Genomic DNA, 22,457 nt, shown 5'->3' on the forward strand with positions numbered 1-22,457 from the left:
GTCCGCCATCGGTGATGCTGAATGCTAATGGCGGACTGGCGTTGCTGGCTATCCCCGATGCGCGGTTAAATCGAGGTTATCGTAACCGCGCAGGCGATAGTTTATGACGGATATCAACCAGCAGAAAACAAAAATACCCACCACCCAGAAGCCGAGGTTGCCCAACTGGTCGTTGAGGGCGGCGGTCAGACGCCAGAAGGTGCCCTGTGCGTTAAGCCTGTCGCCTATCAGCCCCAGCGCTTCGATGCCGCCGATAAACAGCGCGACGACAACCGAGGCAAAAGTAATGGTCATATTGTAGTAAAGCTTGCGCGCCGGGCGGGCAAATGCCCAGCCATAGGCGCCGACCATAACCAGATTATCGACGGAATCAATCAGCATCATGCCTGAGGTAAACAGGGCGGGAAATAGCATCAGCGCCCAGAGGTCCATGCCCTGCTGGGCGCTGGCGGCGGCGATACCGAGCAGGCCAACTTCGGTGGCGGTATCAAAGCCCAGTCCGAACAGAAATCCCACCAGATACATCTGCCAGCTGTGGTTGACCATATTAAACAGTGGCTTAAGCAGGCGCGTCAGAATGCCGCCGCTGGCGAGGACTTCCAGCGAGGTTCCGTTGTCGAGCTTGCCCTGTTTGAGCTGACGGAATTTTTGCCAGACGTCAAAAAGAATGGCGAGGTTGACCAGGCCGATAACCAGCAAAAACAGCGCTGAAACCAGCGTGCCTATGACGCTGCCGATAGCATGAAAGGTTTCCAGCTGCTGGCGAAACAGCATGGTCGTGGCGGCAATCGCGGCCGTTGCCAGAATCACAATGGTTGAATGGCCGAGGGAAAACCAGGCGCCGACGGCGACCGGGGTGCGGCCCTGTTGCATTAGCTTGCGGGTCACGTTATCAATGGCGGCAATGTGGTCGGCATCCAGCGCGTGACGCAGGCCGAAGCTCCATGCCAGCAGCGCGGTACCCATCAGCGCTGCGTTCTGGCCGAAGACGGCGGCGCTCAGCAGCCAGACCAGCAGGTTAAGGATCATCAGGCCGGCCAGTAGCCAGGCCGCGCGCCGGCGTGCCGATGCGGACAAATGGGCAAAATGTGTGGTCATAATATTCTTCCTGAAAATGGTTATGTCCCTTTGGGGGGAGGAGGCAAGGGCGTGTGTTCGCCCTGATTTGCCAGTAGAAACAACCAGGAGACGATGACAAATGGCATCGTCAGCGTTGGGATGCCGAGGGGCTTGAGCAGCGTATTAAACGCCCCCTGCATCAGCACGGTAAACACCACGCCGGTAAGCGTATAGCACAGCGTTTTAACGCCGGGGCGATTAAAGACCGAGCCGAGCGCAATGGCGGTGAGCACCGGGCTGAATGCGTACATACCGGACACAATTGGCTGCCTGCCAGCGCCCGCCAGCATGGCAATCAGCACCGCGACCAGCGAGCCAGCCAGCGCCAGCGTCATCGCCCAGCGCGAGCAGACAGCCAGACCCAGCAGTAACAGAATGCCACCGGCCGGACTATTGCATAAGAACACCTGCGAAATACCGTCCAGCGTTGCCAGGGTAATCTGCCAGAGCGGTAGCGTGGTGCCGGACGGAGGGAGCGATGCCAGCAGCGGCTGCGGCAGTGGTTCTAAGCGCAGAAACGCATGGCTTGCCAACAGCACCGTCCAGCTCGTGAAGACAAAAGGCGCAGTCAGCGCGGCAATATGCCAGGTTTTCAGCAGGCGGTTTACGCCAACCGTGACGATCACCGACATCAGGGCGCTAAAGATAATGCACAGCCATAGCCACGCTGAAGGCGCCAGGAAGCCCGGCAGCGCCGCGCCGACCAGGCAGCCGTTATAGCCCAGCATGCCGCTGGTGAGCGTCGTTTTGTCCTCCGCCACTAAGTGCGCCGTCAGGGTGGTGACCAGGGTTGCCAGCACGCATCCCCAGGCAACCTGCAGCGCGTTAGCCTGCCAGGCGCTGACAAACACCGCCGCGAAAAAAAACAGCCCGGTCAGCGGATTATTCTGGAACATCACCTGGCTGCAGCCGCGCAGCATCCAGTCAAGCCAGCTCAGAGCCGGATAGCGCTCACTGCAGGTTAGCCTGCGAGTTTTCCTTTCCATAAATGGCCTCCTGCATCAGGGCTAACGCCATAAAAAAGGCGACGGAATGCGGGCGCCGGTAATGGTTTCCCGCGCCGCTTGCCAGAAAAGCTGGATGGCGGATTTCACCTGATGCGCTTCGTTACCAAGCGCCTTAAAAATTAATCCGCTTTGGTTCGGTAGCAGGCTGGCGCCATAGGCGATGCCCGCAGCCGCGTCGTAGCAGGGGCTGAGGCGTGAGAGGATTGCCTGATGATATTTTTCCGGTGTGAGCAGCATGATGTTGCCAGCGACGTGAAACCCGCCCATGATGCCGGCGCCGTTCAGCGGCTGACGCTTTGGCTGCAGCAGGTAATGTTCGCTGAACTGCGCGCCGCCGCTCAGATTCTGCGCCTCGGTGCGCGCGGAATAAACATCAAACTGGAAACCGCCATCCAGCGGATGATGCTTACGCCCGCAGGTCAGCACTTCGCTATAAAGCAGAGTGGCGCTGGGGTGCAGGCTCAGCCGGGTCGATGAGATAAAACGCGCATTATTGTGCAGGATCGTCGGCTCCGGCATCATCTCCAGGTAGCTGTCTTCGTCCAGCGTTATCTGCTGTATCTGGGCGGCGTAATTATGGGTCATTGACTGGATCTTCGTCGCCGACTGGGTTGTGATATGGGCCGATGACCCTGGCTGCATATCCACCTTCAGCGCCAGCCTGTCCCCTTGCAATATGCCTCCCGAGGTCGTTATCAGAAACAGGCAGGGCATCTGCGGCAGCTCCTCATCCCAGTAAAGGGGGCGCTGGACCAGAAACGGCGAACGATGTGCCATGCCTGCCAGGGTGCTGCGCTCGCCCCGCCGGGCGAAGCGTAACGCGAGGTAGCCATTTTTCCCCGGCGATCCTACGGCCATTTGCGGCGGTTGCTGCTGATATGGCGCTAACGCAGGCTCCGCGGCGCCCAGTTCGCTGAGCTGCTGTAATGCCTGGCCAATGTTGTTCATAAGGCCGCCTGCTGTGGGTGGGTGAACAGCAGGTTGTGCATGATCAGCGCCAGCAATTGATCAATACCTTCACCGGTTTTGCAGTTTGTCAGCACCCAGGGGCGCGCGCCGCGTACCTGCCGGGTATCACTCTCCATCACCGCCAGGCTGGCGCCGACATAGGGCGCAAGGTCAATTTTATTGATCACCAGGATATCCGCCTGCACCAGTCCCGGCCCGTTTTTTCGCGGGATTTTTTCGCCTTCGGCGACGTCAATGACGTAGATATAAAAGTCCGCCAGCGCCGGGCTGAAGGTCAGCGTCAGATTGTCGCCGCCGCTTTCAATCAGCATCAGGTCGCTATCGGGAAAGCGCGCTTCCAGTTCCTCTGCGGCGGCAATATTCATACTGGGATCTTCACGCACGGCGGTGTGAGGGCAGGCGCCGGTTTCAACCCCGACGATTTTCTCTTCGTCGAGAATGCCTTTCAGCGTGCGTTTAACCTGTTTGGCATCTTCAGTGGTGACGATGTCATTGGTAATAATCAGCGGCTTAATGCCTTGTTCGAGTAATTTTGGCGTAATCACTTCAATAATTGCCGTCTTACCGCAGCCGACCGGGCCGCCAATACCAATGCGGGTTATTCTTTTCACTGTCGTTTCTCCTTAAACCATCGTTAGCTGCTGAATAGTCGGGTCCAGGCCGCAACGTGCATGGCGGCCAGCACATCGGTTGCCGGCGCCCAGCTTGCCATCTGCTCAATCCCCCCCTGTTCGGCGCTGTTGCACAGACTTTCCATTTCGCCGAGCACCTCAAACAGAATGCGCTGGGTCTCCAGATGAGTGACGCGCATCAGGCGCAGTGCGGCGCTCAACAGGGTGACGGCGACGCCATACAGGCTGATAACGGCGACATCGCGTGGGGTCGCCTGCATCGCGCTCATCACCACCGCCTGGCTGATGGGATAGCTGCCCGGCGTTTTTCCCTCTTTGATTTGCGCCAGCCACCAGGCAAGCAGCGGATCGTCGCAGGTCAATACCGCGATCTCCGCTAGCTTTTTGCCCATGCGCGTGACCATCACCCGACTTTCGGCGTTAAGCTTGCGGTTAAACAGGAGATGGTCGTAAGTCAGCACGGCCTGACGGTCGCCGGCGCTGAGCGCCCGGCAGCAGCAGACTGTGGCGCGGACGTCGCCGCTGGCCGCCTGCTGTAGCGCCTGACGGGTGAAGTCGCGTAGCGAATCGAGGTTATTGACTACGCCGCACTGAATGGCGGACTCGATGCCATTGGAGAAGGCAAAAGCGCCGACCGGCAGCACCGAATCGCCAAACTGCATAATTCTGATTAACCGCAGCGCATTCATGACCGCGGCGCCGCAACCGCAACATGATGGGCGGCATCTTCCGCACCGGCGAACAGCAGGCGCGCTTGTGCCTGGGTTAACTCCTCCTGTAGCATTTCACCCCGTACGCAGGCGCAGGGAAGCTTGTCGAAGCCGTGACTTTTGATGACCGATTCCACCATCCGTCGCGAGACGGTCAGCGGAATCAGCACCCGGTTATCTTTTAGCATCGCTTTCCAGTGCTGATTGCCCAGCGCATGTCCCAGCTCAAAGCAGGCGGTCATCAGCTGCGGAATATCCCCTTGCTGCAGGCCGAGATAAAGCACCATCACATCCGGTAGTTTTAGCTCAACGATTACCATCAGCTGCTGAGCGGCGTCCCACAGCAGCACGTCGCCATCTTTCAGTTGCAGATTGCGATCCAGCATGATCCCCAATTCCAGCCCGCCCTCGGTATATTTACGATAGCGACTTTTCTGCGCCTCCCACTGTGACAGCACCAGCCTGTCCGGCGTCAGGCGCTGCATCTGCTGTTCCCAGCCGCTCTCTTTTTTGACGTTACCCAGCACGCGTTCAACGATCCGCATGGTTGCCTCCTTAGCTGAAAAAATAGCGTTGGTTAAGCGCCACGGATTTAGCGGCAGGAACCGTCACGTTCTGTCCGTTAACCGCGACGGCAAAGGTTTCCGGGTTAACGTCAATCTCCGGCGTCTGGTTGTTGCGTACCATCTCTTTTTTGCCGATCGCCCGGCAGTTTTGCACTGCGCTTAGCTGGCGCGCCAGATCCAGTCGCTCGCCCAGCCGGTCATCCTGCGCCGCGCGGGAAACGAAGGTGATACAGGTGTCCTGTAGCGTTTTACCGCAGGCGCCGAACATTGGCCGGTAGAACACCGGCTGGGGCGTTGGCAGCGAAGCGTTAGGGTCGCCCATCGCTGCCCAGTTGATCATTCCGCCTTTGATAATCATTTTTGGTTTGGCGCCGAAAAAGGCCGGTTCCCACAGCACCAGATCGGCGAATTTTCCCACCTCGACCGAGCCAACCCGGTGGCTGATGCCCTGAGTAATTGCAGGATTGATGGTTATTTTGGCGACGTAGCGCAGTACGCGGAAGTTATCGTTGCCCGGGCTATCTTCAGGCAGCTTGCCGCGCGCCTGCTTCATTGCATGGGCGGTTTGCACCACCCGCAGCCAGTTTTCACCCACCCGGCCCATTGCCTGCGAATCGCTGGAGAACATCGAAATGACCCCCATGTCGTGCAGGACGTTTTCAGCCGCGATGGTTTCCGGGCGTACGCGGCTTTCGGCAAAAGCGACGTCCGCCGGCACGTTGGGATTGAGGTTATGGCAAACCATAATCATGTCGAACAGCTCGGCCTGGCTGTTAATGCCGAAGGGCAGGGTAGGATTGGTAGAGCTGGGCAGTACGTTGCTCAGCGAGGCGACCTTGATAATATCCGGCGCGTGCCCGCCGCCGGCGCCTTCAGTATGGAAGGTATGAATGGTGCGACCTTCAAAGGCATCGAGGGTGTTTTCTACGTAGCCGCCTTCATTCAGACTGTCGGTATGCACCGCAACCTGAATGTCCATATCGTCGGCACAACGTAACGCCTGGCGCAGGGCTGAACCGGTGGCGCCCCAGTCTTCATGAACTTTCAGGCCCGCCGCGCCGGCCCGGATTTGCTCCTCAAGCGGCGCGCTGCGAGCGGCATGGCCTTTACCTAACAGGCCGATATTAATGGGCAGTCCTTCAATGGCGCGCAGCATGCGATAGAGGTTCGCCGGGCCGGCGGTAATGGTGGTGCCGTTGGTGCCGTCGGTAGGGCCAATGCCGCCGCCAAAGAAGGTGGTGACACCGTTTGACAGGGCATGTTCGACTTGCTGCGGCGAGATCAGGTGGATGTGGCTGTCGATGCCGCCGGCGGTCAGCAGCAGGTGTTCGCCGGAGATCGCGTCCGTACTGACGCCGACCACCATCCCCGGCGTTACGCCGGTCATGACGTTCGGGTTGCCGCTTTTACCGATGCCAACGATGTTGCCGTTTTTGATACCCACATCGGCTTTCACTACCCCCTGAAGGGCATCAACAATGGTGACATTGGTGATCACCAGATCGAGGACGTTCTCACTGGTCATCAGGTTGTTGGCACCCATGCCATCGCGCAGCGATTTTCCGCCGCCGTAGACTGACTCATCGCCGTAACCGCGCAGATCTTTTTCAATTTCAATAAACAGATCGCTGTCGCCAAGGCGGATTTTGTCGCCGGTAGTGGGGCCAAATAAGCTGCTATATTCCTGCCGGGAAATTACAGGCATAATTTATCCTTAAAAACGCCAGGTTTTATTCAATAGTTTGATAATTAAGCGCGATAGCGGCGGCCAGCGCGCGCTTTTTTTCCGCTCGCTCACCGACGGCGACCGGGCTGCATCCTACCCAACCGTCAACCAGGTTGTTAAAACCGTAGACGGTTTGTTTACCGCCAAACTCGATGAGCGCCACGTCGACTTCATCCCCTGGCTCAAAGCGAATTGCCGTCGTGGCGGTGATATTCAGACGCTTGCCCCAGGCGGCGCTTCTGTCAAATTTCAGTGCCTTATTGGCTTCGAAAAAATGAAAATGGGCGCCCACTTGAATCGGACGATCTCCGGTATTGCGCACTTTCAGTCGGGTTTCTGTTTTATCCTGATTAAAGCTGACTGGCGTTTCTGCCAGCACGTAGCCGCCTGGCGCAATCTGCGTCAGGTCTTTTTTACTGTTCATATTTCTATTCCTTCAGATTTATTCAGCCGTGTGCGGCGCTATTATTTCCGGACTTATAACTTATTGAATGGGACTGTGTACGGTAATCAGGCGGCTGCCATCGCTGAATATGGCTTCAACCTGAACGTTAGGAATTAAATCAGCGACGCCGTCCATAACGTCATCATGGGTTAATACCAGACGGGCACCATCCATCACTTCCTCTACCGTTTTACCCTGCCGTGCGCCTTCCAGTGCAGAGGCGGTTATCATTGCGACTGCTTCCGGATAATTAAGCTTCAGCCCATCCTTTCTGCGTCTGGCGGCAATGTCCGCCACCGTATATATCAATACTTTTTCCATTTCACGCGGTGTGAGTTTCATAGCGTTCCTCATTAAATCAATAATGTCGTTTCAGATGGCTATTTATTTGTCATGTAATTAAATAAGCGTAAATATATAGTTATAGCTAATCGTTATTCATAGGCACTTTCGCCAAGAAGCTGCTGGTCGAGATCATCGCCAACGATATCCTTGTTTATTTTTACCGGCGTAATCGTATCCGCCAGTTTTAAAATAATTAGCGTTGCCACAAAGGACCAGCCCGCCGCTGCCAGCACCGCGCAGGTTTGCTTCATCACTTGCATTACGCCGCTGTCAATCGGCTTAACGGATCCCGACTGGCTCCAGGTCAGCGAGGCGAAAACCCCTACCAGAATTGAACCGGCGATCCCCCCCATGCCGTGTACCGCGAACACGTCCAGCGCATCGTCGATATGGCGTCGCACCAGCAGGACGCTGTAGTAACACACCAGGCTGCCAATCGCGCCGATGAGCGCCGCCGAGCCAATGGAAACATAGCCTGCCGCAGGGGTGATCGTGGCCAGCCCGGCCACTGCGCCGGTCAGGAAGGCTGATAGTTTGATGGTTCCGCTGTGTGCTCTGTCAAGGATCAGCCAGACCACGGCGGCAAAGGCTGCTGAGATGTCGGTGGCGACAAAGGCGGATACGGTGATGGTGTTAATTTGAAATTCGGAGCCAGCATTAAAACCATACCAGCCAAACCACAGTAGCCCGGCGCCGAGCGCAACGAAGGGAATATTGTGATCCTGCCGGGTGTTGACCATCCTTTTGCCGACGTAAATAGCTGAGGCCAGCGCCGCCAGTCCGGCAGTGGCATGAACGACGATGCCGCCAGCAAAATCCGCCACGCCCCATCTGGCAAATACGCCATCGGGGCTCCAGATCATATGCACGAAAGGGCAGTATACCAGTAGCGTCCACAGGGTTATGAAGATCATATAGGCGCTGAAATTAACCCGATGTGCAAACGCGCCGGTAATTAATGCCGGAGTGATGATGGCAAACATCATCTGGTAAACAAAATGAACCAGCAGCGGCACGCCTCCCTGATTACCGGCGTACAGCGTTTCCGGGCTAATATTGTTCAAAAATGCATAATAAAACGGGTCGCCTATTATGCCGTTCGATGATGGCGCGAAGCTGAGAGAATAACCAACGGCAAACCATAAAACCGCAGTCCAGCTCATGGATATAAAGCATTGCAGCATGATGGTGACGATACTTTTCCGTGAAACCAGTCCACCGTAAAAAAAAGCCAGGCCCGGCGTCATTAGCATCACAAGGCTGCTACACAATAAAATAAATGAGACGTTAGGGGCGTCAAAAATCATCGGTATTTCCGTGAAATTATTCATATACCTTCCTTGTATAAGATCCAGTGCTTATTCTTTAATTGATTAATTGTTTATGGTCAGGCAGTCGTTGTCCGATCTGCGCGATCAGAGTTATCCCATTCTTTGAGGAAATGTTTCATTTTTCATTTTTAAATTTTTTTGTTTGACATCTTTTCACGCGTGTTATGTCAACAAAAAAATAAGTTATTGCTTACCGTTAAGCTTTATTTTTTGGGGAGGTCAATTTCTCTGACTAATTTCATGAAGACGATACGACAATATAATGTGTTCAGGCTAATGTGAAATACATTATATCGATCAATTTTTTAACAAGATAAGTTTGCGCCTATCGAACAATTGATTTTGATCGATATGGCCGATCAGGAAGCGGTGCTATTTTTGCCGTATTTTCGACTAACTCTTCCTTTTTCCTGTATTTTTACCAGCAACAATACCTGTTAATGGCAAACTGAAAATATACGTTTGATAAACCGACGTTGAGCGTCGTATTGTGCGGAGAGAATTTTTTCCGCCGTTATCGTCCCGCTATAATTACGCCGATGCTTGTTGAGCCAAAAGTGCATTATCTGTATGTTAATAAACAACTTTACATGCTTTTTTGTCCAAGTTTAGCCAATAAAATCGTTGCCATAAGCTACCCTTAAAAGATAGCGCACAGGGGGAGCAATGATGCAGAGGGTGAGTCAACGCCATGGGCTGATAGCGGTCGATAAGCAGGGTAATAATATTTTTTTTCTTAATCCGGATAGTTTTGCCATAGAGCAAGAGATTAATGGCTTACCGCCACGCCCACATGAACTGCTGATTTTGCCGGATCAGGGTAAAGCCTGGGTGTCGGTATTTGGTGATGGCGTGCATGGTGATAATCCGTACCCGGGCCATAAAATCGCCGTCATTGATTTACGCCAACGCACGCTAAGCAATTTTATCGATATCAGCCCGTTAAAAGCGCCGCACACCGCGCGCATCGGCCATGATGGTAAGGTCTATATTTGCTGCGAAGACAGCAGTGCGATCGCCATACTTGACCCCCTTGAGGAGTGCGTTACCGGTAAAATTGCCATCCCTTCCCATAATGCCCACCGCCTTACCTTGCTGCCCGGCGGGCGCAAGCTATTTACCGATAACGAAGAGGATGCCACCATTACCGTGGTGGATTTATGCCAGTCGCCGGGAGAGGTGGTGGATACCATTCTGATGCCAGGACCGCTGGCGGGCATTGATGCTTCGCCGCAGTATCCCTATCTGGTCGCCAGCGATGCCACCCGACCGGTAATTTATGAAATAGATGCTAATAGTCACCGCGTACGCCACACCCTGCCGCTGGACGGACACCATCGGCCTGCGCAGGTCGTTCGCTTCAGCGCCGACGGTACGTTGCTGGCGGTTATTGGTGACAATGAGCCGCTGGTCAGCCTGTTTGATGCTCTGTTAACGCCGCTGGCCACTATTAAGGTGGGGGAGAGGCCGATGGATGGCTGCTTTAGCCCGGATAATAGCCGGCTGCTGATTGCCAATGAAGGCGACGGTACGCTCAGCGTTATCGAGCTGGCTACCAGGAAAGTGGTGGCGACGCCGCGTGTCGGGCGCGGCTGTGAAATACTGAGTTATTTCTCTGTCGATTAAATTACGGGAGCTATCTTGAGCGAAAATGATGTTAACAACCATGGCATTCAGGACATTATTGAGCCCGGTCTGCGCGTGCTGTTTTGCGGTATCAATCCGGGCAAGTCTTCGGCGCACACCGGCTATCATTTTGCCCATCCGGGGAATCGTTTCTGGAAAGTTATCTGGCAGGCAGGTTTTACCGAACGCCAGCTAAAGCCGGAGCAGGAGCAGTCGCTGCTGGATACCGGTTGCGGCATTACCATGCTGGTGGAGCGGCCAACGGTTCAGGCCGGAGAAGTGAAAAGCGGTGAGCTGAGGGAAGGGGGGCGCCAGCTGGTGGAGAAAATTCAGCACTATCAGCCGCTGGTGCTGGCGGTACTGGGTAAAGAGGCTTACAAAAAAGCCTTCCGTCAGAGTCGGGTTGAATGGGGCCGTCAGCCGGTAACCATTGGCGACAGCGAAATCTGGGTGTTGCCTAATCCCAGCGGCCTGAACCGCGCATCGCTGGAGAAGCTGGTGCAGTCATATCGCGAACTTGAGCGGGCGCTGGCAGCGCGCGGCTGGTAGCCATCTGGCGGTTTGCAGGCAATAAAAAACCCCGGCAAGCCGGGGTTAGATTTAATGTTACGCAGTGCGTTTAATCATCGAGGAAGCTACGCAATACTTCTGAACGACTTGGATGGCGTAGTTTACGCAGCGCTTTAGCTTCAATCTGACGGATACGCTCGCGGGTAACGTCAAACTGTTTGCCAACTTCTTCCAGCGTGTGGTCGGTATTCATATCGATACCAAAACGCATACGCAGTACCTTCGCTTCACGCGCGGTCAGCCCGGCCAGTACATCATGAGTCGCGGAACGCAGGCTCTCCGAGGTCGCAGAATCCAGCGGCAGTTCGAGGGTGGTATCCTCGATAAAATCACCCAGATGCGAATCTTCATCGTCGCCGATCGGCGTTTCCATCGAGATAGGCTCTTTGGCGATTTTCAGCACTTTGCGGATTTTGTCTTCCGGCATCAGCATACGCTCGGCCAGCTCTTCGGGCGTCGGCTCGCGACCCATTTCCTGTAACATCTGACGGGAGATACGATTGAGCTTGTTGATGGTTTCAATCATATGTACCGGAATACGGATGGTACGGGCCTGGTCGGCGATAGAGCGGGTGATCGCCTGACGTATCCACCAGGTGGCATAAGTTGAGAACTTATAACCACGGCGGTATTCAAACTTATCGACGGCTTTCATCAGGCCGATGTTGCCTTCCTGGATCAGGTCGAGGAACTGCAAACCACGGTTGGTATACTTTTTGGCAATTGAGATAACCAGACGCAGGTTGGCTTCCACCATCTCTTTCTTGGCGCGACGCGCTTTAGCTTCGCCGATCGACATGCGACGGTTGATGTCTTTTACCTGCTCGATGGTCAGGCCGGTTTCTTCTTCAATCTGCGACAGTTTATGCAGGCTGCGCTGTACGTCATCAGCCACTTCCAGCAGCTTCTCCGACCAGGGCTTGTTCATCGCCTTTGCGGCCTGGAACCAGGTCTCACTGGTTTCGTTGCCGGTAAACAGGGTGATGAAGTTTTTCTTCGGCATTTTGCACTGCTCAACGCAGAGCTTCATGATGATGCGTTCCTGAGTACGGACGCGCTCCATCATTTCACGCATGTTGTTGACCAGGTAATCAAACTGCTTCGGAACCAGGCGGAACTGCTTGAAAACTTCTGAAAGCTTCTGAATTTCTTCAACCGCTTCAGCGTGGCTGCGGCCTTTAGCTTTGATCTTCAGGCGGGTGGCTTCATACTGCGTATGCAGCTCGCCAAATTTTGCCCGCGCCAGTTCAGGATCAATGCTGTTATCGTCATCGCTGCTGTCGTCGTCGTCCTCATCTTCGTCATCGTCATCGCGCTCTTCTTCAGAGAGTTCAGAGCCAACGTGAGTCGCGGTAGGGGCCAGATCTTCCTCCGCGTTAGGATCGACAAAGCCGGTGATCAGATCGGAAAGGCGCGCTTCTCCAGCTTCAACGCGATCGTACTGATCCAACAGATAGGTGATAGCTTCGGGATATTCGGCGACGGAACATTGAACCTGGTTAATCCCGTCTTCAATGCGTTTGGCGATGTCAATTTCGCCTTCGCGGGTTAACAGTTCAACCGTGCCCATTTCGCGCATGTACATGCGTACCGGGTCGGTGGTGCGGCCGATTTCCGATTCCACACTGGATAGCACCTGAGCCGCCGCTTCCGCAGCGTCTTCGTCGGTATCAGAGCTATTTTCATTGAGCATCAGATCATCGGCATCCGGGGCTTCTTCCACCACCTGAATACCCATGTCGTTGATCATCTGGATGATGTCTTCGATCTGATCGGAGTCGACGATATCTTCCGGCAGATGGTCATTGACCTCAGCATAGGTCAGATAGCCCTGCTCCTTACCACGGGTGACAAGCAGCTTAAGCTGTGACTGCGGGTTTTGCTCCATAAGACGGTATCCACACTTCTGTTATAAGGTTGGTGTCGGTCGGCTAAACTGCCAACAAATACAGTGCGGGCTTTTGGTTATTGCCGCTGCCCGCATGGCGGCTACCAGGTTATCCCTGGTGGATAATCGGCACTTAAGCCGCTTGGATTCTGTGCTGCCTGACCCCGATTACTTTATTGCCAGGAGGGTACGGCCAATTCCGCGCCGAACGCTGCCTGTAGTAAGTGAGTCATCGCTATTTTTTCATCCGGACCTGATTAAGCACCCGGACCTCTTCGCGCTCTTGCGGCGTAAGGCCCTGCGTACGCGCGCGCGCAATCAATTCGTTTAATCGTAGTTCAAGTGCGGAATCAAGGAGGTGATTCAACGCGTCCGTGAACGTTTTTTCAGCAATTTCCTTATCTGCTATATCGTCCCACATTGACAACTTTTCAAGGGTTGGCGCATATTTTGTTCCGCGATAGCGTTCCAACAGCTGCCCCGTGGTGATCCCAGGATGCCCGATACAGGCACCGATCAGCTCATTAAATAGCTCAAGCCCCGGCTGCTTTTCTTCATCCAGCCCGGCCAGCGAAGGCACCTGTGTCGCCAACGCAGGATTTTGTACCAGCAGACCAATAAGTATACGCATGGTCGTACGTTTTAGCTGAGCAGGCGGCGCCGGTTTGGCATTTTCTGCCTGTTTAGGCATCAGTTTTTCCAGCTGATTATCATCCAGGATGCCCAGCTTACTGCCCAGCTGCTGGCGCAGATAAATGCGCAGCGTTTCGCCGGGGACCTGACTTATCAGCGGCAGCGCCAGCGTGCTAAGTCGCGCCCGGCCATCCGGCGTTGCCAAATCAACCTGCGGCAACAGCGAGTCAAATAAAAATCCCGACAGCGGTAATGCGCTGTCCATGCGTGCTTCAAATGCTTCTTTGCCTTCTTTGCGCACCAGCGAATCTGGATCTTCGCCGTCAGGCAGAAACATAAAGCGCAGCTGGCGGCCATCCATCATAAACGGCAGCGCCGTTTCCAGCGCGCGCCATGCCGCTTCACGTCCCGCCCGGTCGCCATCGTAGCAGCAGACCACGCTGTCAGTCTGGCGAAACAGCAGCTGGATATGCTCGGCGGTGGTCGAGGTGCCGAGAGACGCCACGGCGTAATCAATACCGAACTGCGCCAGCGCCACCACATCCATATAGCCTTCAACTACCAGTAGCTTAGCGGGCTCCGGATGGTTTTGCTGCGCTTCATACAGGCCATACAGCTGGCGGCCTTTATGAAAAACATCCGTTTCCGGCGAGTTCAGGTATTTAGGCATCCCATCGCCCAATACCCGTCCGCCAAAGCCGATAACCCGACCGCGCTTATCGCGGATTGGAAACATCACCCGTTCACGAAAGCGATCGTAGCTGCGGCCCTGATCGTTGGTGACCAGCATGCCGGCATCGCTCAGCGAGCGGCGATTTTCCTGATCCCGGCCAAAACGCTTCAGCACATTATCCCAACCTGCCGGGGCGAAACCGATAGCAAATTGCTTAATGATTTCGTCGCTCAGCCCGCGCTGAGTCAGGTAATTACGCGCTGCGCTGGCAGCAGGTTGGGATAATGATTGCTGGTAAAACTCGCTCAGCCCATCCATCAGCTGATATAAACTCTGGCGCTGATGGCGTTCAATCTGGCTTGGGCCGCTACCGGCTTCATAGGGCACTTCCAGTCCATAAAGCGTTGCCAGCTCTTCAATACTTTCGACAAACTCCAGACGATCAAAATTCATCAGGAAGTCGATGGCATTACCGTGTGCGCCGCAGCCAAAGCAATGATAAAACTGCTTTTCGCCGTTTACGGTGAAGGATGGCGTTTTTTCATTATGGAAAGGACAGCACGCGTGATAATTTTTGCCCTGCTTTTTCAGCTTTACGCGCGCATCAATTAAGTCGACGATGTCAGTGCGAGCGAGCAGGTCGTTGATGAATATGCGTGGTATTCTTCCAGCCATTTTTCCCCTTCATCTTTCAATCGCTGGCTGCGTTGGCTGCCTCTTCTCACCCCGGTCACATACAGGTGTATGCTCCCGGGGATGCGCTTCGTTGCCGCCTTGCCAGCGACTGAAATCTATCGGGGAAATCCCCTTTTTTACCGCTGGCTGCGTTGGCTGCCTCTTCTCACCCCGGTCACATACAGGTGTATGCTCCCGGGGATGCGCTTCGTTGCCGCCTTGCCCTGGTTACATACTGCTATATGCTTCCATGGATTCGTCAGGTTGCTGGATTTTACGGCTGCTATAAACGACAACAAGCCGCGCATTCCTTCCGGAAGCACGGCTCGTTAACGACTGCGCGTCTGTGGTTTCCGGAGACAAGCTCCGGTAGCAAAATTAGTACAGACGAGTGCGGCGTGCGTTTTCGCGAGCCAGTTTCTTGGCATGACGCTTAACAGCAGACGCTTTAGCGCGCTTACGTTCAGTCGTCGGTTTTTCATAAAACTCACGACGACGAACTTCAGCCAGAACGCCTGCTTTTTCACAGGAACGCTTAAAGCGACGCAGTGCTACGTCGAACGGCTCGTTTTCACGTACTTTAATTACCGGCATGTAACTCTCACCTCGATAAATTCGGTTTTGCCGCTGGCCTTCTGCCAGCTTGTTTCAAAATGGTGCGGAATTTTACTTCAACACAGGCTGCGTTGTAAAGCACCAAAGCAATACGAAACCAACAAAGTCGCCTGTGCGGCTGCCGGTTTTTGCAGGTCGCTGAGTATACCGCATCGCGATAGAAACAAAAAGTCATCCGGCAAAATCGCTCGCGCTGCGGGTTCGTGCTACACTTCGCGCCGCAAAAACGAGGTAATTAACCATGCGTGTTCTGGGTATTGAGACTTCCTGTGATGAAACCGGCGTCGCCATTTATGACGATGCGCAAGGCCTGCTGGCAAACCAACTTTACAGCCAGGTAAAGCTGCACGCTGATTACGGCGGCGTGGTGCCGGAGCTGGCGTCGCGCGACCATGTGCGCAAAACCGTTCCGCTGATCAATGCAGCACTGAAAGAGGCCGGTTTGCAACCCCAGGACATAGATGCGGTGGCCTATACCGCAGGCCCGGGGCTGGTCGGCGCGCTGCTTGTCGGTGCGACAATCGGCCGCTCGCTGGCATTTGCCTGGAACGTGCCGGCGGTGGCGGTGCATCACATGGAGGGACATCTGCTGGCACCGATGCTGGAAGATAATCCGCCCGCGTTTCCTTTTGTCGCCCTGCTGGTTTCGGGTGGCCACACCCAGCTGATTAGCGTTACCGCACCGGGCGAATATCAACTACTGGGCGAATCGGTGGATGATGCGGCCGGTGAAGCTTTTGATAAAACCGCCAAGCTGTTGGGGCTGGATTATCCCGGCGGCGCCCAGCTCTCGCGCATGGCGCAACGTGGTACGCCAGGGCGTTTTCGTTTTCCGCGACCGATGACCGATCGTCCGGGGCTGGATTTTAGCTTCTCAGGTTTGAAAACCTTTGCGGCTAATACCATCCGTGAAAACCCGGTGGACGCACAGACCCATGCTGATATTGCCCGCGCTTTTGAAGATGCGGTCGTCGATACTCTGGCAATTAAATGTAAGCGCGCGCTGGAGAAAACGGGTTTTAAAAGGCTGGTTATCGCTGGCGGCGTTAGCGCCAACAGTACGCTGCGCGCGCATCTGGATACCATGATGAAAGCGCGGGGCGGGGCGGTTTTCTATGCGCGGCCGGAGTTTTGCACCGACAATGGCGCGATGATTGCCTATGCGGGAATGGTGCGGTTAAAAAGCGGCGCGCACGCGCCTTTAGCGTTAAGCGTCAATCCACGCTGGCCGCTGACTGAGCTGAGCGCAATATAAGCCTGGCGAAAGGTTCTGCTTCAGGGTTTGTTGCGGTTTTTGCGCTTCCACAGGCGATTTTCCTGCCCGCGCCAGAGGCGCTGAATATTGTCATGATGACGTAACAGAATCAGGCATGAAAGCAGGGAGACCGGGAAAGTAAACTGCGGTTTAAACCACCAGACATAGAACGGTGCGATTAGCGCGCTGATAATCGCGCCCAGCGACGAATAGCCGCTCAGCAGCACCGTTAACAGCCAGGTGCCGACCATCAAACCGGTGAGGTCCCAGCCAATCGGCGCAATAGCGCCAAACGCCGTAGCAACGCCTTTACCGCCCTGAAAGTGGAAAAAAATCGGGTAGATATGCCCAAGACAGGCGGCGATTGCGATAAGCCCCAGCCAGAGCGGCGACAGTCCGAGATAATAAGCCAGCCAGACCGGCACCATTCCTTTTAATACATCGCATACCAGTACGGTTGCAGCGGCTGCTTTGCCGCCGATCCGCAGCACGTTGGTGGCGCCAGGGTTACCGGAGCCATTCTCCCGCGGGTCAGGCAAGCGCGCCAGGCGGCACACCAGAATAGCGCTGGAGATGGAACCACACAGGTACGCGAAAATGATCATGCCAGGCGCGATTACACTCATAACACCGTTCCGTCTAATTCAGGTCGTTTTATTCTCAGCATCTGTGGATAATACGCATAATTCCCGGCAAGTGGTATCCGGCCAGCACAAAAACAGAGATGTCTATCATGGATATTGTATTTATTGAACAACTTGAAGTCGTTACGACTATTGGCGTCTACGACTGGGAACAGACCATCCAGCAAAAGTTGGTGTTCGATATCGAAATGGCCTGGGATAATCGCCCTGCCGCCCATAGCGACGATGTGAAAGATTGCCTGAGCTATGCTGATGTTGCCGAAATGATTATCGGACATGTCTCAACGGGCCGCTTTGCGCTAGTAGAACGTGTCGCAGAAGAGCTGGCTCAGCGCTTAATTCACGAATTTAATACCCCCTGGGTGCGGATCCGCGTCAGTAAACCCGGCGCCGTTGTCCAGGCGCGCAGCGTCGGGGTGGTTATTGAGCGCGGGACAATTCCGAAACTGCCCTGATGTGATTGCCATCACAATGAAACCAAACCACATTATGCTTTGTCTTAAGCTCAGCCTAAAGATTCACGGGCATATTTTAATGGCGGTTGCATCGTAGCACCGCCTTTTTAGTGGTTTTAATAAGGAAAGGGGTAGATTTGATGGCAGATATTCACCAGCTCTGGGTGGCATGCATCCTCGGCATAGTGGAGGGGTTGACGGAGTTTCTCCCCGTCTCGTCAACCGGTCATATGATTATCGTTGGTCACCTGCTAGGTTTTGAAGGGCCAACCGCAGATACCTTCGAAGTGGTGATTCAGCTGGGTTCAATTCTGGCCGTGGTGGTGATGTTCTGGCGCCGCCTGTTTGGCTTGATCGGCATCCACTTCGGCCGCGTTCCGCACGAAGGCACTGGAACCGGGCATCTGAATCTGCTGCATATTTTGTTAGGCATGATCCCCGCCGTGGTACTGGGATTGCTGCTGCATGATGTGATTAAATCGCTGTTCAATCCGATAAACGTAATGTATGCCCTGATTGTCGGCGGTTTTCTGCTGCTGGCGGGGGAGTACCTGAAGCCTAAACAGCCAAAGGCTGTCGGTATTGATGACCTGACCTATCGCCAGTGCTTTGTTATCGGCTGCTTCCAGTGTCTGGCGCTCTGGCCGGGCTTTTCACGCTCAGGTGCGACCATCTCCGGTGGTATGCTGATGGGCGTTAGCCGCTACGCAGCCTCCGAGTTTTCCTTTATTCTTGCGGTGCCGATGATGATGGGCGCGACGGTGCTTGATCTCTATAAGAGCCTGCCGTTTCTTAAAATGGCCGATTTTCCCCTGTTCGCCACCGGTTTTATTACCGCATTCATCGTTGCGTTGATTGCTATCAAGGTCTTTTTGAAGCTGATTAAGAACATTTCATTCGTGCCCTTCGCTATCTATCGCTTCATTATTGCGGCGGTGGTCTATCTGGTATTCGTGTAACGGCCCTTCGGCAAGGGGCGGGCTTCTGCCCCTTGTTTTATTTCATCTGCTGCTGCCATTCCGCCAGCCTGGCGATACGGCGCCGCGTTAGCTCTGCACGTACTTCAGCGCCGCTAAATCCCGCGTCTATCACCTCCTGGCTTTCGACGGTGGAAGCTACCTGCCAGGCGGTGCGCAGATAGTGTCCTTGTGGGTAGGGGCGGCTTTCAAGACCCGCGCGACCGCGGGCATCCGCTTCGCTGGTCAGGGCGATTTGCTCGACGCGATAGGGTTTGCGCCAGGCGTCAATGCTATCGAACAGGGAAACCAGAACCGCCGCCGGCTGTCGCTCAATGGTATGCACCAGATCGTGAAACTCGGCAACGAGCTGTGCGAGATCGCGAATGGCATTAGGCACGCGCAGGCGCTGGCAAAGCGCATTGACCAGCGCCACGCCGGCTGGACCGTGACCGTGATGGCTGGGCCATAGCGCAGGCGGCGTCAGACCTTTGCCAATATCGTGGCATAGGGTCGCAAAACGAATATCTACTTCCGGACTGAGCTGAGCGGCCATCGCCAGCGTCATTAGCGTATGAATGCCGGTATCTATCTCCGGGTGCCATTTTGCCGGCGCGGGAACGCCAAACAGCCGATCGATTTCCGGGAACAGTATTGCCAGCGCGCCGCAGTCCCGCAGAGTCTGGAAGTAGACCTGCGGGTTGGCGCTGCGCAGCGCGTTTTCCGTCTCCTTCCAGACCCGCTCTGGCGTAAGGGCATCCAGCTCGCCGCTGGCGGCCATCTGGCGCATCAGCGCGGCGGTTTCATCGGCAATGCGAAAGTTCAGGTGGGCGTAGCGTGCGGCAAAGCGCGCTACGCGCAGCACCCGCAGCGGATCTTCACTAAATGCCGGGGAGACGTGGCGGAGCAGACGCAGCTGCAAATCGCGGCGGCCGTGCCAGGGATCGTAGTAGTCGCCAGCCTGGTCGCGGGCAATCGCATTGATTGTCAGGTCGCGGCGCTGCAGGTCTTGCTCCAGGGTAACGTCCGGCGCGCTGTAGCAGGTGAATCCGGTATAGCCACTGCCGCTTTTTCGTTCCGTGCGGGCAAGGGCATACTCTTCCTGGGTGTGTGGATGTAAAAAAACCGGAAAGTCGCGGCCTACCTGCTTGAATCCTTCCGCCAGCATCTCTTCCGGCGAAGCGCCGACCACCACCCAGTCCCGGTCTTTAACCGGTATATTCAACAGGGTATCGCGGACTGCGCCGCCGACAAGAAAGGTTTTCACTACGCACTCCGCAAAAAGAGAAAGACTATCTTACAAAATAGCGGCTACGACAAAAAGGGCATCGCCCGGATGCCCCAATAATAAATTCAGACAGGGTGGATGAAGCTCAATTCATCCAGCGGTCGCTTCTTTTACGGCGCGGGATCATATGCGGAAGCAGCAGACCGAGCAGCAGGCCGATGCCAGCTACGCCACCGCCATACATGAACCACTGCATAATGATGGCCCGCTGCTTGTCATCAAGCTGAACGTTTGCCGCACTGACCTTCTTCTGCGCGACGATAAGCTGATTTTTTAACTGCTCATTTTCATTTTTCAGGCCGTTAATAATGCCGTCGCTGGCCGCCACTTTTTTCTGCATATCCGCAGTACGCTGGTTCCAGCTGCTGTCTATATTGGTCAGCTTGTCGCTGAGATCTTTCACCTGCTGCTCAAGTTGCGGAACGCGGGTGCGCAGGCTGGGATCGTTGCTGAGCTGAGACAGGGGAATCCAGGCCGTGCGGCCGCTTGCGTCGCGAACCTGGCCGTAATGGGTATTTTCGTTAGTTTGCAACAGAGAGACTTCTTCGCCTGCATTAACGGTTCCTGTCAGTCGATACTGGTCACCGGGGCCGCTGCGCAGCCATGTGGTGAGTTCATCAGAAACGTAACGTTTCTCTTCGGCGTGGACGGCTGTTGCGGCGCTAAAAGCCAGTAAAGTCAGGCTAATCAGGTGTATTTTTTTCATTCGATGTCTTTTGGGTTAAGTCCTGGAAAAAAGTAAAGGCTCAGTCTGAAACCGCGTAACCGTAATCTGAATGAGAACAATCCTGGACTCATTACGCTGAGAGATATGACCGGAAAGCGCTGGCTGGATAAAGCACAAACGGTCATGCTGCACGGTATGAAAGTCACCTAAATTCCGCTGTACCGCCAGAATAGTTGTTTCTGCCCGACAGAACGACAAAAACAGCCGGAAAAAGAGCGTTATAATCACTTTCAGAGCGCGAATTTAACAGGTAACAAGCTGAATCAAAAAAATATGACTATCGAAATCGAAATAAAGTTCATTGCCAATGACGAAGCGGTATCGAATCTGCCGCATTGGCTTGCAGCCTGGCCGCATCAGCATTGTGCTGGCGAAAAGCTAACCAATATCTATTTTGAAACCTCAGATAATCAGCTGCGTCGCTGGGATATGGGGCTGCGCATTCGCGGCTTTGGCGATCGCTATGAGATGACGCTGAAGGGAAAAGGGGACAGCATTGGCGGTCTGCACCAGCGTGCGGAATATAATGTTCCACTCAGTCAGCCGACGCTGGATATTGCCCTGCTGCCGACGGAAATCTGGCCGGAGAATACCGATGTGGCGGCGTTACAGCAGCGACTCAGTGCGCTGTTCAGCACCCATTTTGTGCGTGAAAAATGGACCATTTCTTATCAGCAAAGCGAGATTGAAGTGGCCTTCGATCGCGGTGAGGTTGCCGCGGGCGATCTGAGCGAACCGCTCCATGAAATCGAGCTGGAGCTGAAAAGTGGCGAACGGCAAGATCTGATGGCGTTTGCCGCCGAGCTGGCGCGCTATGATGGCCTGCGCCTCGGCAGCCTGAGCAAAGCGGCGCGCGGCTATGCGCTGGCGCAGGGCAACCCTGAACGCCCGCTGCGTCCGCTGCCGCTGCTGGCAGTCAAAAATAAAGCTCGGGTTGAAGAGGGCATGCAGGCGGCGCTTCAGCTGGGGTTGGCGCAGTGGCAGTATCACGAAGAGCTTTGGCTGCGTGGCAATCCGCAGGCGCTGGGGGAAATAAAAACGGCGCTGGCGTTAATCCGCGAAGCGCTGGCGCTGTTCGGTGCATTGGTGCCGCGCAAAGCCAGTACCGTCCTACGACAGCAGCTTACCGCCCTGGAAAATATACTTGAGATTGAGCCGCCGGCAGCGGATAACCTCTGCTTCTCTGCGGCATGGTTACAGCCCCAGTTAGCGCTTACTGACTGGCTGGTCGGCAAGCGCTGGCTGGCGTTTCTCAATGAAAAAGACAGCGCACGCCTGCAGGGTTCTCTTAAACGTTTCGCCGATATTATGCTGTCGCGTATTGCCGCCGATCTGCGGGAAACCTTTGAAAATGTTCAGCAGCCAGGCCAGTACCAGGATAAGTTAACGCGTCTGCAGCGTCAGCTGCTGGCGGTTCACCTGCTGGGTGGCATCTACCCGGCTGAGGCGGTAGTGCGCTGGCTGGAACCCTGGCAGCTTTTGGCCAGGAGTGTCGCGCTGCGCCAGCAGCATATGCTAAAAGTCCAGACGCGTGAGGCGCTAAAGCAACCCCCCTTTTGGAAGCATAGCGGCCAGTAAATAACGTTAACGATCAGGGAGTCA

At 55.0% G+C, this 22,457-nt stretch carries 22 protein-coding genes; 6 read left to right on the forward strand and 16 right to left on the reverse strand.

Annotation, left to right across the window (positions count from 1 at the left end):
• Window positions 1-48 precede the first annotated feature (48 nt).
• The 10 genes from BTJ39_RS01710 to BTJ39_RS01755 all read right to left on the reverse strand — a co-directional run bounded on the left by BTJ39_RS01710 (window position 49) and on the right by BTJ39_RS01755 (window position 8,850).
• Window positions 49-1,098 (reverse strand): HoxN/HupN/NixA family nickel/cobalt transporter, encoded by a 1,050-nt coding sequence (locus BTJ39_RS01710; RefSeq protein WP_078000927.1) that lies wholly within the window; start codon window positions 1,096-1,098, stop codon window positions 49-51.
• 20 nt (window positions 1,099-1,118) lie between these two features.
• Entirely contained in the window at window positions 1,119-2,105 is a 987-nt protein-coding gene (yut, locus tag BTJ39_RS01715) for an urea transporter (RefSeq protein WP_078000928.1), read from the reverse strand.
• Between the two features lie 21 nt (window positions 2,106-2,126).
• The gene (locus BTJ39_RS01720; RefSeq protein WP_078000929.1) at window positions 2,127-3,074 is read right to left on the reverse strand and encodes an urease accessory protein UreD; all 948 of its coding nucleotides are present in this window, start codon (window positions 3,072-3,074) and stop codon (window positions 2,127-2,129) included.
• Window positions 3,071-3,706 carry an urease accessory protein UreG gene (gene ureG, locus BTJ39_RS01725; protein ID WP_078000930.1) on the reverse strand — a complete coding sequence of 212 codons (636 nt, stop codon included), beginning with the start codon at window positions 3,704-3,706 and terminating at the stop codon, window positions 3,071-3,073. Before ureG ends, BTJ39_RS01720 begins: the two co-directional genes overlap by 4 nt.
• A 23-nt stretch (window positions 3,707-3,729) precedes the next feature.
• Window positions 3,730-4,416: an urease accessory protein UreF gene (locus BTJ39_RS01730; protein WP_078000931.1), complete on the reverse strand. Its 687-nt coding sequence runs from the start codon at window positions 4,414-4,416 to the stop codon at window positions 3,730-3,732.
• Window positions 4,413-4,982 (reverse strand): urease accessory protein UreE, encoded by a 570-nt coding sequence (locus BTJ39_RS01735; protein ID WP_078000932.1) that lies wholly within the window; start codon window positions 4,980-4,982, stop codon window positions 4,413-4,415. Before BTJ39_RS01735 ends, BTJ39_RS01730 begins: the two co-directional genes overlap by 4 nt.
• A 10-nt stretch (window positions 4,983-4,992) precedes the next feature.
• A complete protein-coding gene (locus BTJ39_RS01740; RefSeq protein WP_078000933.1) occupies window positions 4,993-6,708 on the reverse strand; it encodes an urease subunit alpha in 1,716 nt (571 codons plus the stop codon).
• Window positions 6,709-6,733: 25 nt separating this feature from the next.
• On the reverse strand, window positions 6,734-7,153 hold the full coding sequence (locus tag BTJ39_RS01745; RefSeq protein WP_078000934.1) for an urease subunit beta: 420 nt from the start codon (window positions 7,151-7,153) through the stop codon (window positions 6,734-6,736).
• A gap of 60 nt (window positions 7,154-7,213) precedes the next feature.
• Entirely contained in the window at window positions 7,214-7,516 is a 303-nt protein-coding gene (locus BTJ39_RS01750) for an urease subunit gamma (RefSeq protein WP_078000935.1), read from the reverse strand.
• 92 nt (window positions 7,517-7,608) lie between these two features.
• Window positions 7,609-8,850, reverse strand: a complete 1,242-nt coding sequence (locus tag BTJ39_RS01755) for an ammonium transporter (protein WP_176110171.1) — start codon at window positions 8,848-8,850, stop codon at window positions 7,609-7,611.
• A gap of 666 nt (window positions 8,851-9,516) precedes the next feature.
• Between BTJ39_RS01755 and BTJ39_RS01760 the strand changes: the two genes are divergently transcribed.
• Complete coding sequence (locus tag BTJ39_RS01760; protein WP_422385992.1) at window positions 9,517-10,476, forward strand: beta-propeller fold lactonase family protein; 960 nt, start codon at window positions 9,517-9,519, stop codon at window positions 10,474-10,476.
• Window positions 10,477-10,491: 15 nt separating this feature from the next.
• The gene (gene mug, locus BTJ39_RS01765) at window positions 10,492-11,025 is read left to right on the forward strand and encodes a G/U mismatch-specific DNA glycosylase (protein ID WP_241825848.1); all 534 of its coding nucleotides are present in this window, start codon (window positions 10,492-10,494) and stop codon (window positions 11,023-11,025) included.
• Between the two features lie 70 nt (window positions 11,026-11,095).
• Here the strand turns inward: mug and rpoD are convergent, their stop codons facing one another.
• The 3 genes from rpoD to rpsU all read right to left on the reverse strand — a co-directional run bounded on the left by rpoD (window position 11,096) and on the right by rpsU (window position 15,509).
• Window positions 11,096-12,934 (reverse strand): RNA polymerase sigma factor RpoD, encoded by a 1,839-nt coding sequence (rpoD, locus tag BTJ39_RS01770; RefSeq protein ID WP_078000936.1) that lies wholly within the window; start codon window positions 12,932-12,934, stop codon window positions 11,096-11,098.
• Window positions 12,935-13,169: 235 nt separating this feature from the next.
• Window positions 13,170-14,915 (reverse strand): DNA primase, encoded by a 1,746-nt coding sequence (gene dnaG / locus BTJ39_RS01775; protein WP_078000937.1) that lies wholly within the window; start codon window positions 14,913-14,915, stop codon window positions 13,170-13,172.
• Window positions 14,916-15,293: 378 nt separating this feature from the next.
• On the reverse strand, window positions 15,294-15,509 hold the full coding sequence (rpsU, locus tag BTJ39_RS01780; RefSeq protein ID WP_001144069.1) for a 30S ribosomal protein S21: 216 nt from the start codon (window positions 15,507-15,509) through the stop codon (window positions 15,294-15,296).
• Between the two features lie 262 nt (window positions 15,510-15,771).
• On the opposite strand from rpsU, the gene tsaD reads away from it, so the two are divergent.
• Window positions 15,772-16,785 (forward strand): tRNA (adenosine(37)-N6)-threonylcarbamoyltransferase complex transferase subunit TsaD, encoded by a 1,014-nt coding sequence (tsaD, locus tag BTJ39_RS01785; protein ID WP_078000938.1) that lies wholly within the window; start codon window positions 15,772-15,774, stop codon window positions 16,783-16,785.
• Between the two features lie 20 nt (window positions 16,786-16,805).
• On the opposite strand, the gene plsY is transcribed toward tsaD, so the two are convergent.
• The gene (plsY, locus tag BTJ39_RS01790; protein WP_078000939.1) at window positions 16,806-17,411 is read right to left on the reverse strand and encodes a glycerol-3-phosphate 1-O-acyltransferase PlsY; all 606 of its coding nucleotides are present in this window, start codon (window positions 17,409-17,411) and stop codon (window positions 16,806-16,808) included.
• A 107-nt stretch (window positions 17,412-17,518) separates the two neighbouring features.
• On the opposite strand from plsY, the gene folB reads away from it, so the two are divergent.
• Window positions 17,519-17,884, forward strand: coding sequence for a bifunctional dihydroneopterin aldolase/7,8-dihydroneopterin epimerase (gene folB, locus BTJ39_RS01795; protein ID WP_078000940.1), 366 nt, complete (start codon window positions 17,519-17,521; stop codon window positions 17,882-17,884).
• 140 nt (window positions 17,885-18,024) lie between these two features.
• Window positions 18,025-18,843, forward strand: a complete 819-nt coding sequence (gene bacA / locus BTJ39_RS01805; protein ID WP_078000941.1) for an undecaprenyl-diphosphate phosphatase — start codon at window positions 18,025-18,027, stop codon at window positions 18,841-18,843.
• A 37-nt stretch (window positions 18,844-18,880) separates the two neighbouring features.
• Here the strand turns inward: bacA and BTJ39_RS01810 are convergent, their stop codons facing one another.
• Window positions 18,881-20,107 (reverse strand): multifunctional CCA addition/repair protein, encoded by a 1,227-nt coding sequence (locus BTJ39_RS01810; protein ID WP_078000942.1) that lies wholly within the window; start codon window positions 20,105-20,107, stop codon window positions 18,881-18,883.
• Window positions 20,108-20,213: 106 nt separating this feature from the next.
• Complete coding sequence (locus BTJ39_RS01815; protein ID WP_078000943.1) at window positions 20,214-20,834, reverse strand: TIGR04211 family SH3 domain-containing protein; 621 nt, start codon at window positions 20,832-20,834, stop codon at window positions 20,214-20,216.
• Between the two features lie 294 nt (window positions 20,835-21,128).
• Here BTJ39_RS01815 and BTJ39_RS01820 point away from each other — a divergent pair, with 294 nt between their 5' ends.
• Window positions 21,129-22,433, forward strand: a complete 1,305-nt coding sequence (locus BTJ39_RS01820; RefSeq protein WP_078000944.1) for a CYTH domain-containing protein — start codon at window positions 21,129-21,131, stop codon at window positions 22,431-22,433.
• Window positions 22,434-22,457 lie beyond the last annotated feature (24 nt).

Origin of the sequence: Izhakiella australiensis, from assembly GCF_002006995.1 — a bacterium.
GTDB lineage: Bacteria > Pseudomonadota > Gammaproteobacteria > Enterobacterales > Enterobacteriaceae > Izhakiella > Izhakiella australiensis.

What these genes read in the sequence shown, in the direction of transcription:
- dnaG (WP_078000937.1), bottom strand. Translation starts at nt 14,915, where the DNA reads ATGGCTGGAAGAATACCACGCATATTCATCAACGACCTGCTCGCTCGC.
- plsY (WP_078000939.1), bottom strand. Translation starts at nt 17,411, where the DNA reads ATGAGTGTAATCGCGCCTGGCATGATCATTTTCGCGTACCTGTGTGGT.
- BTJ39_RS01710 (WP_078000927.1), bottom strand. Translation starts at nt 1,098, where the DNA reads ATGACCACACATTTTGCCCATTTGTCCGCATCGGCACGCCGGCGCGCG.
- folB (WP_078000940.1), top strand. Translation starts at nt 17,519, where the DNA reads ATGGATATTGTATTTATTGAACAACTTGAAGTCGTTACGACTATTGGC.
- yut (WP_078000928.1), bottom strand. Translation starts at nt 2,105, where the DNA reads ATGGAAAGGAAAACTCGCAGGCTAACCTGCAGTGAGCGCTATCCGGCT.
- BTJ39_RS01755 (WP_176110171.1), bottom strand. Translation starts at nt 8,850, where the DNA reads ATGAATAATTTCACGGAAATACCGATGATTTTTGACGCCCCTAACGTC.
- BTJ39_RS01745 (WP_078000934.1), bottom strand. Translation starts at nt 7,153, where the DNA reads ATGAACAGTAAAAAAGACCTGACGCAGATTGCGCCAGGCGGCTACGTG.
- BTJ39_RS01750 (WP_078000935.1), bottom strand. Translation starts at nt 7,516, where the DNA reads ATGAAACTCACACCGCGTGAAATGGAAAAAGTATTGATATATACGGTG.
- BTJ39_RS01760 (WP_422385992.1), top strand. Translation starts at nt 9,517, where the DNA reads ATGATGCAGAGGGTGAGTCAACGCCATGGGCTGATAGCGGTCGATAAG.
- BTJ39_RS01720 (WP_078000929.1), bottom strand. Translation starts at nt 3,074, where the DNA reads ATGAACAACATTGGCCAGGCATTACAGCAGCTCAGCGAACTGGGCGCC.
- rpoD (WP_078000936.1), bottom strand. Translation starts at nt 12,934, where the DNA reads ATGGAGCAAAACCCGCAGTCACAGCTTAAGCTGCTTGTCACCCGTGGT.
- BTJ39_RS01730 (WP_078000931.1), bottom strand. Translation starts at nt 4,416, where the DNA reads ATGAATGCGCTGCGGTTAATCAGAATTATGCAGTTTGGCGATTCGGTG.
- BTJ39_RS01735 (WP_078000932.1), bottom strand. Translation starts at nt 4,982, where the DNA reads ATGCGGATCGTTGAACGCGTGCTGGGTAACGTCAAAAAAGAGAGCGGC.
- BTJ39_RS01815 (WP_078000943.1), bottom strand. Translation starts at nt 20,834, where the DNA reads ATGAAAAAAATACACCTGATTAGCCTGACTTTACTGGCTTTTAGCGCC.
- tsaD (WP_078000938.1), top strand. Translation starts at nt 15,772, where the DNA reads ATGCGTGTTCTGGGTATTGAGACTTCCTGTGATGAAACCGGCGTCGCC.
- rpsU (WP_001144069.1), bottom strand. Translation starts at nt 15,509, where the DNA reads ATGCCGGTAATTAAAGTACGTGAAAACGAGCCGTTCGACGTAGCACTG.
- BTJ39_RS01820 (WP_078000944.1), top strand. Translation starts at nt 21,129, where the DNA reads ATGACTATCGAAATCGAAATAAAGTTCATTGCCAATGACGAAGCGGTA.
- bacA (WP_078000941.1), top strand. Translation starts at nt 18,025, where the DNA reads ATGGCAGATATTCACCAGCTCTGGGTGGCATGCATCCTCGGCATAGTG.
- BTJ39_RS01740 (WP_078000933.1), bottom strand. Translation starts at nt 6,708, where the DNA reads ATGCCTGTAATTTCCCGGCAGGAATATAGCAGCTTATTTGGCCCCACT.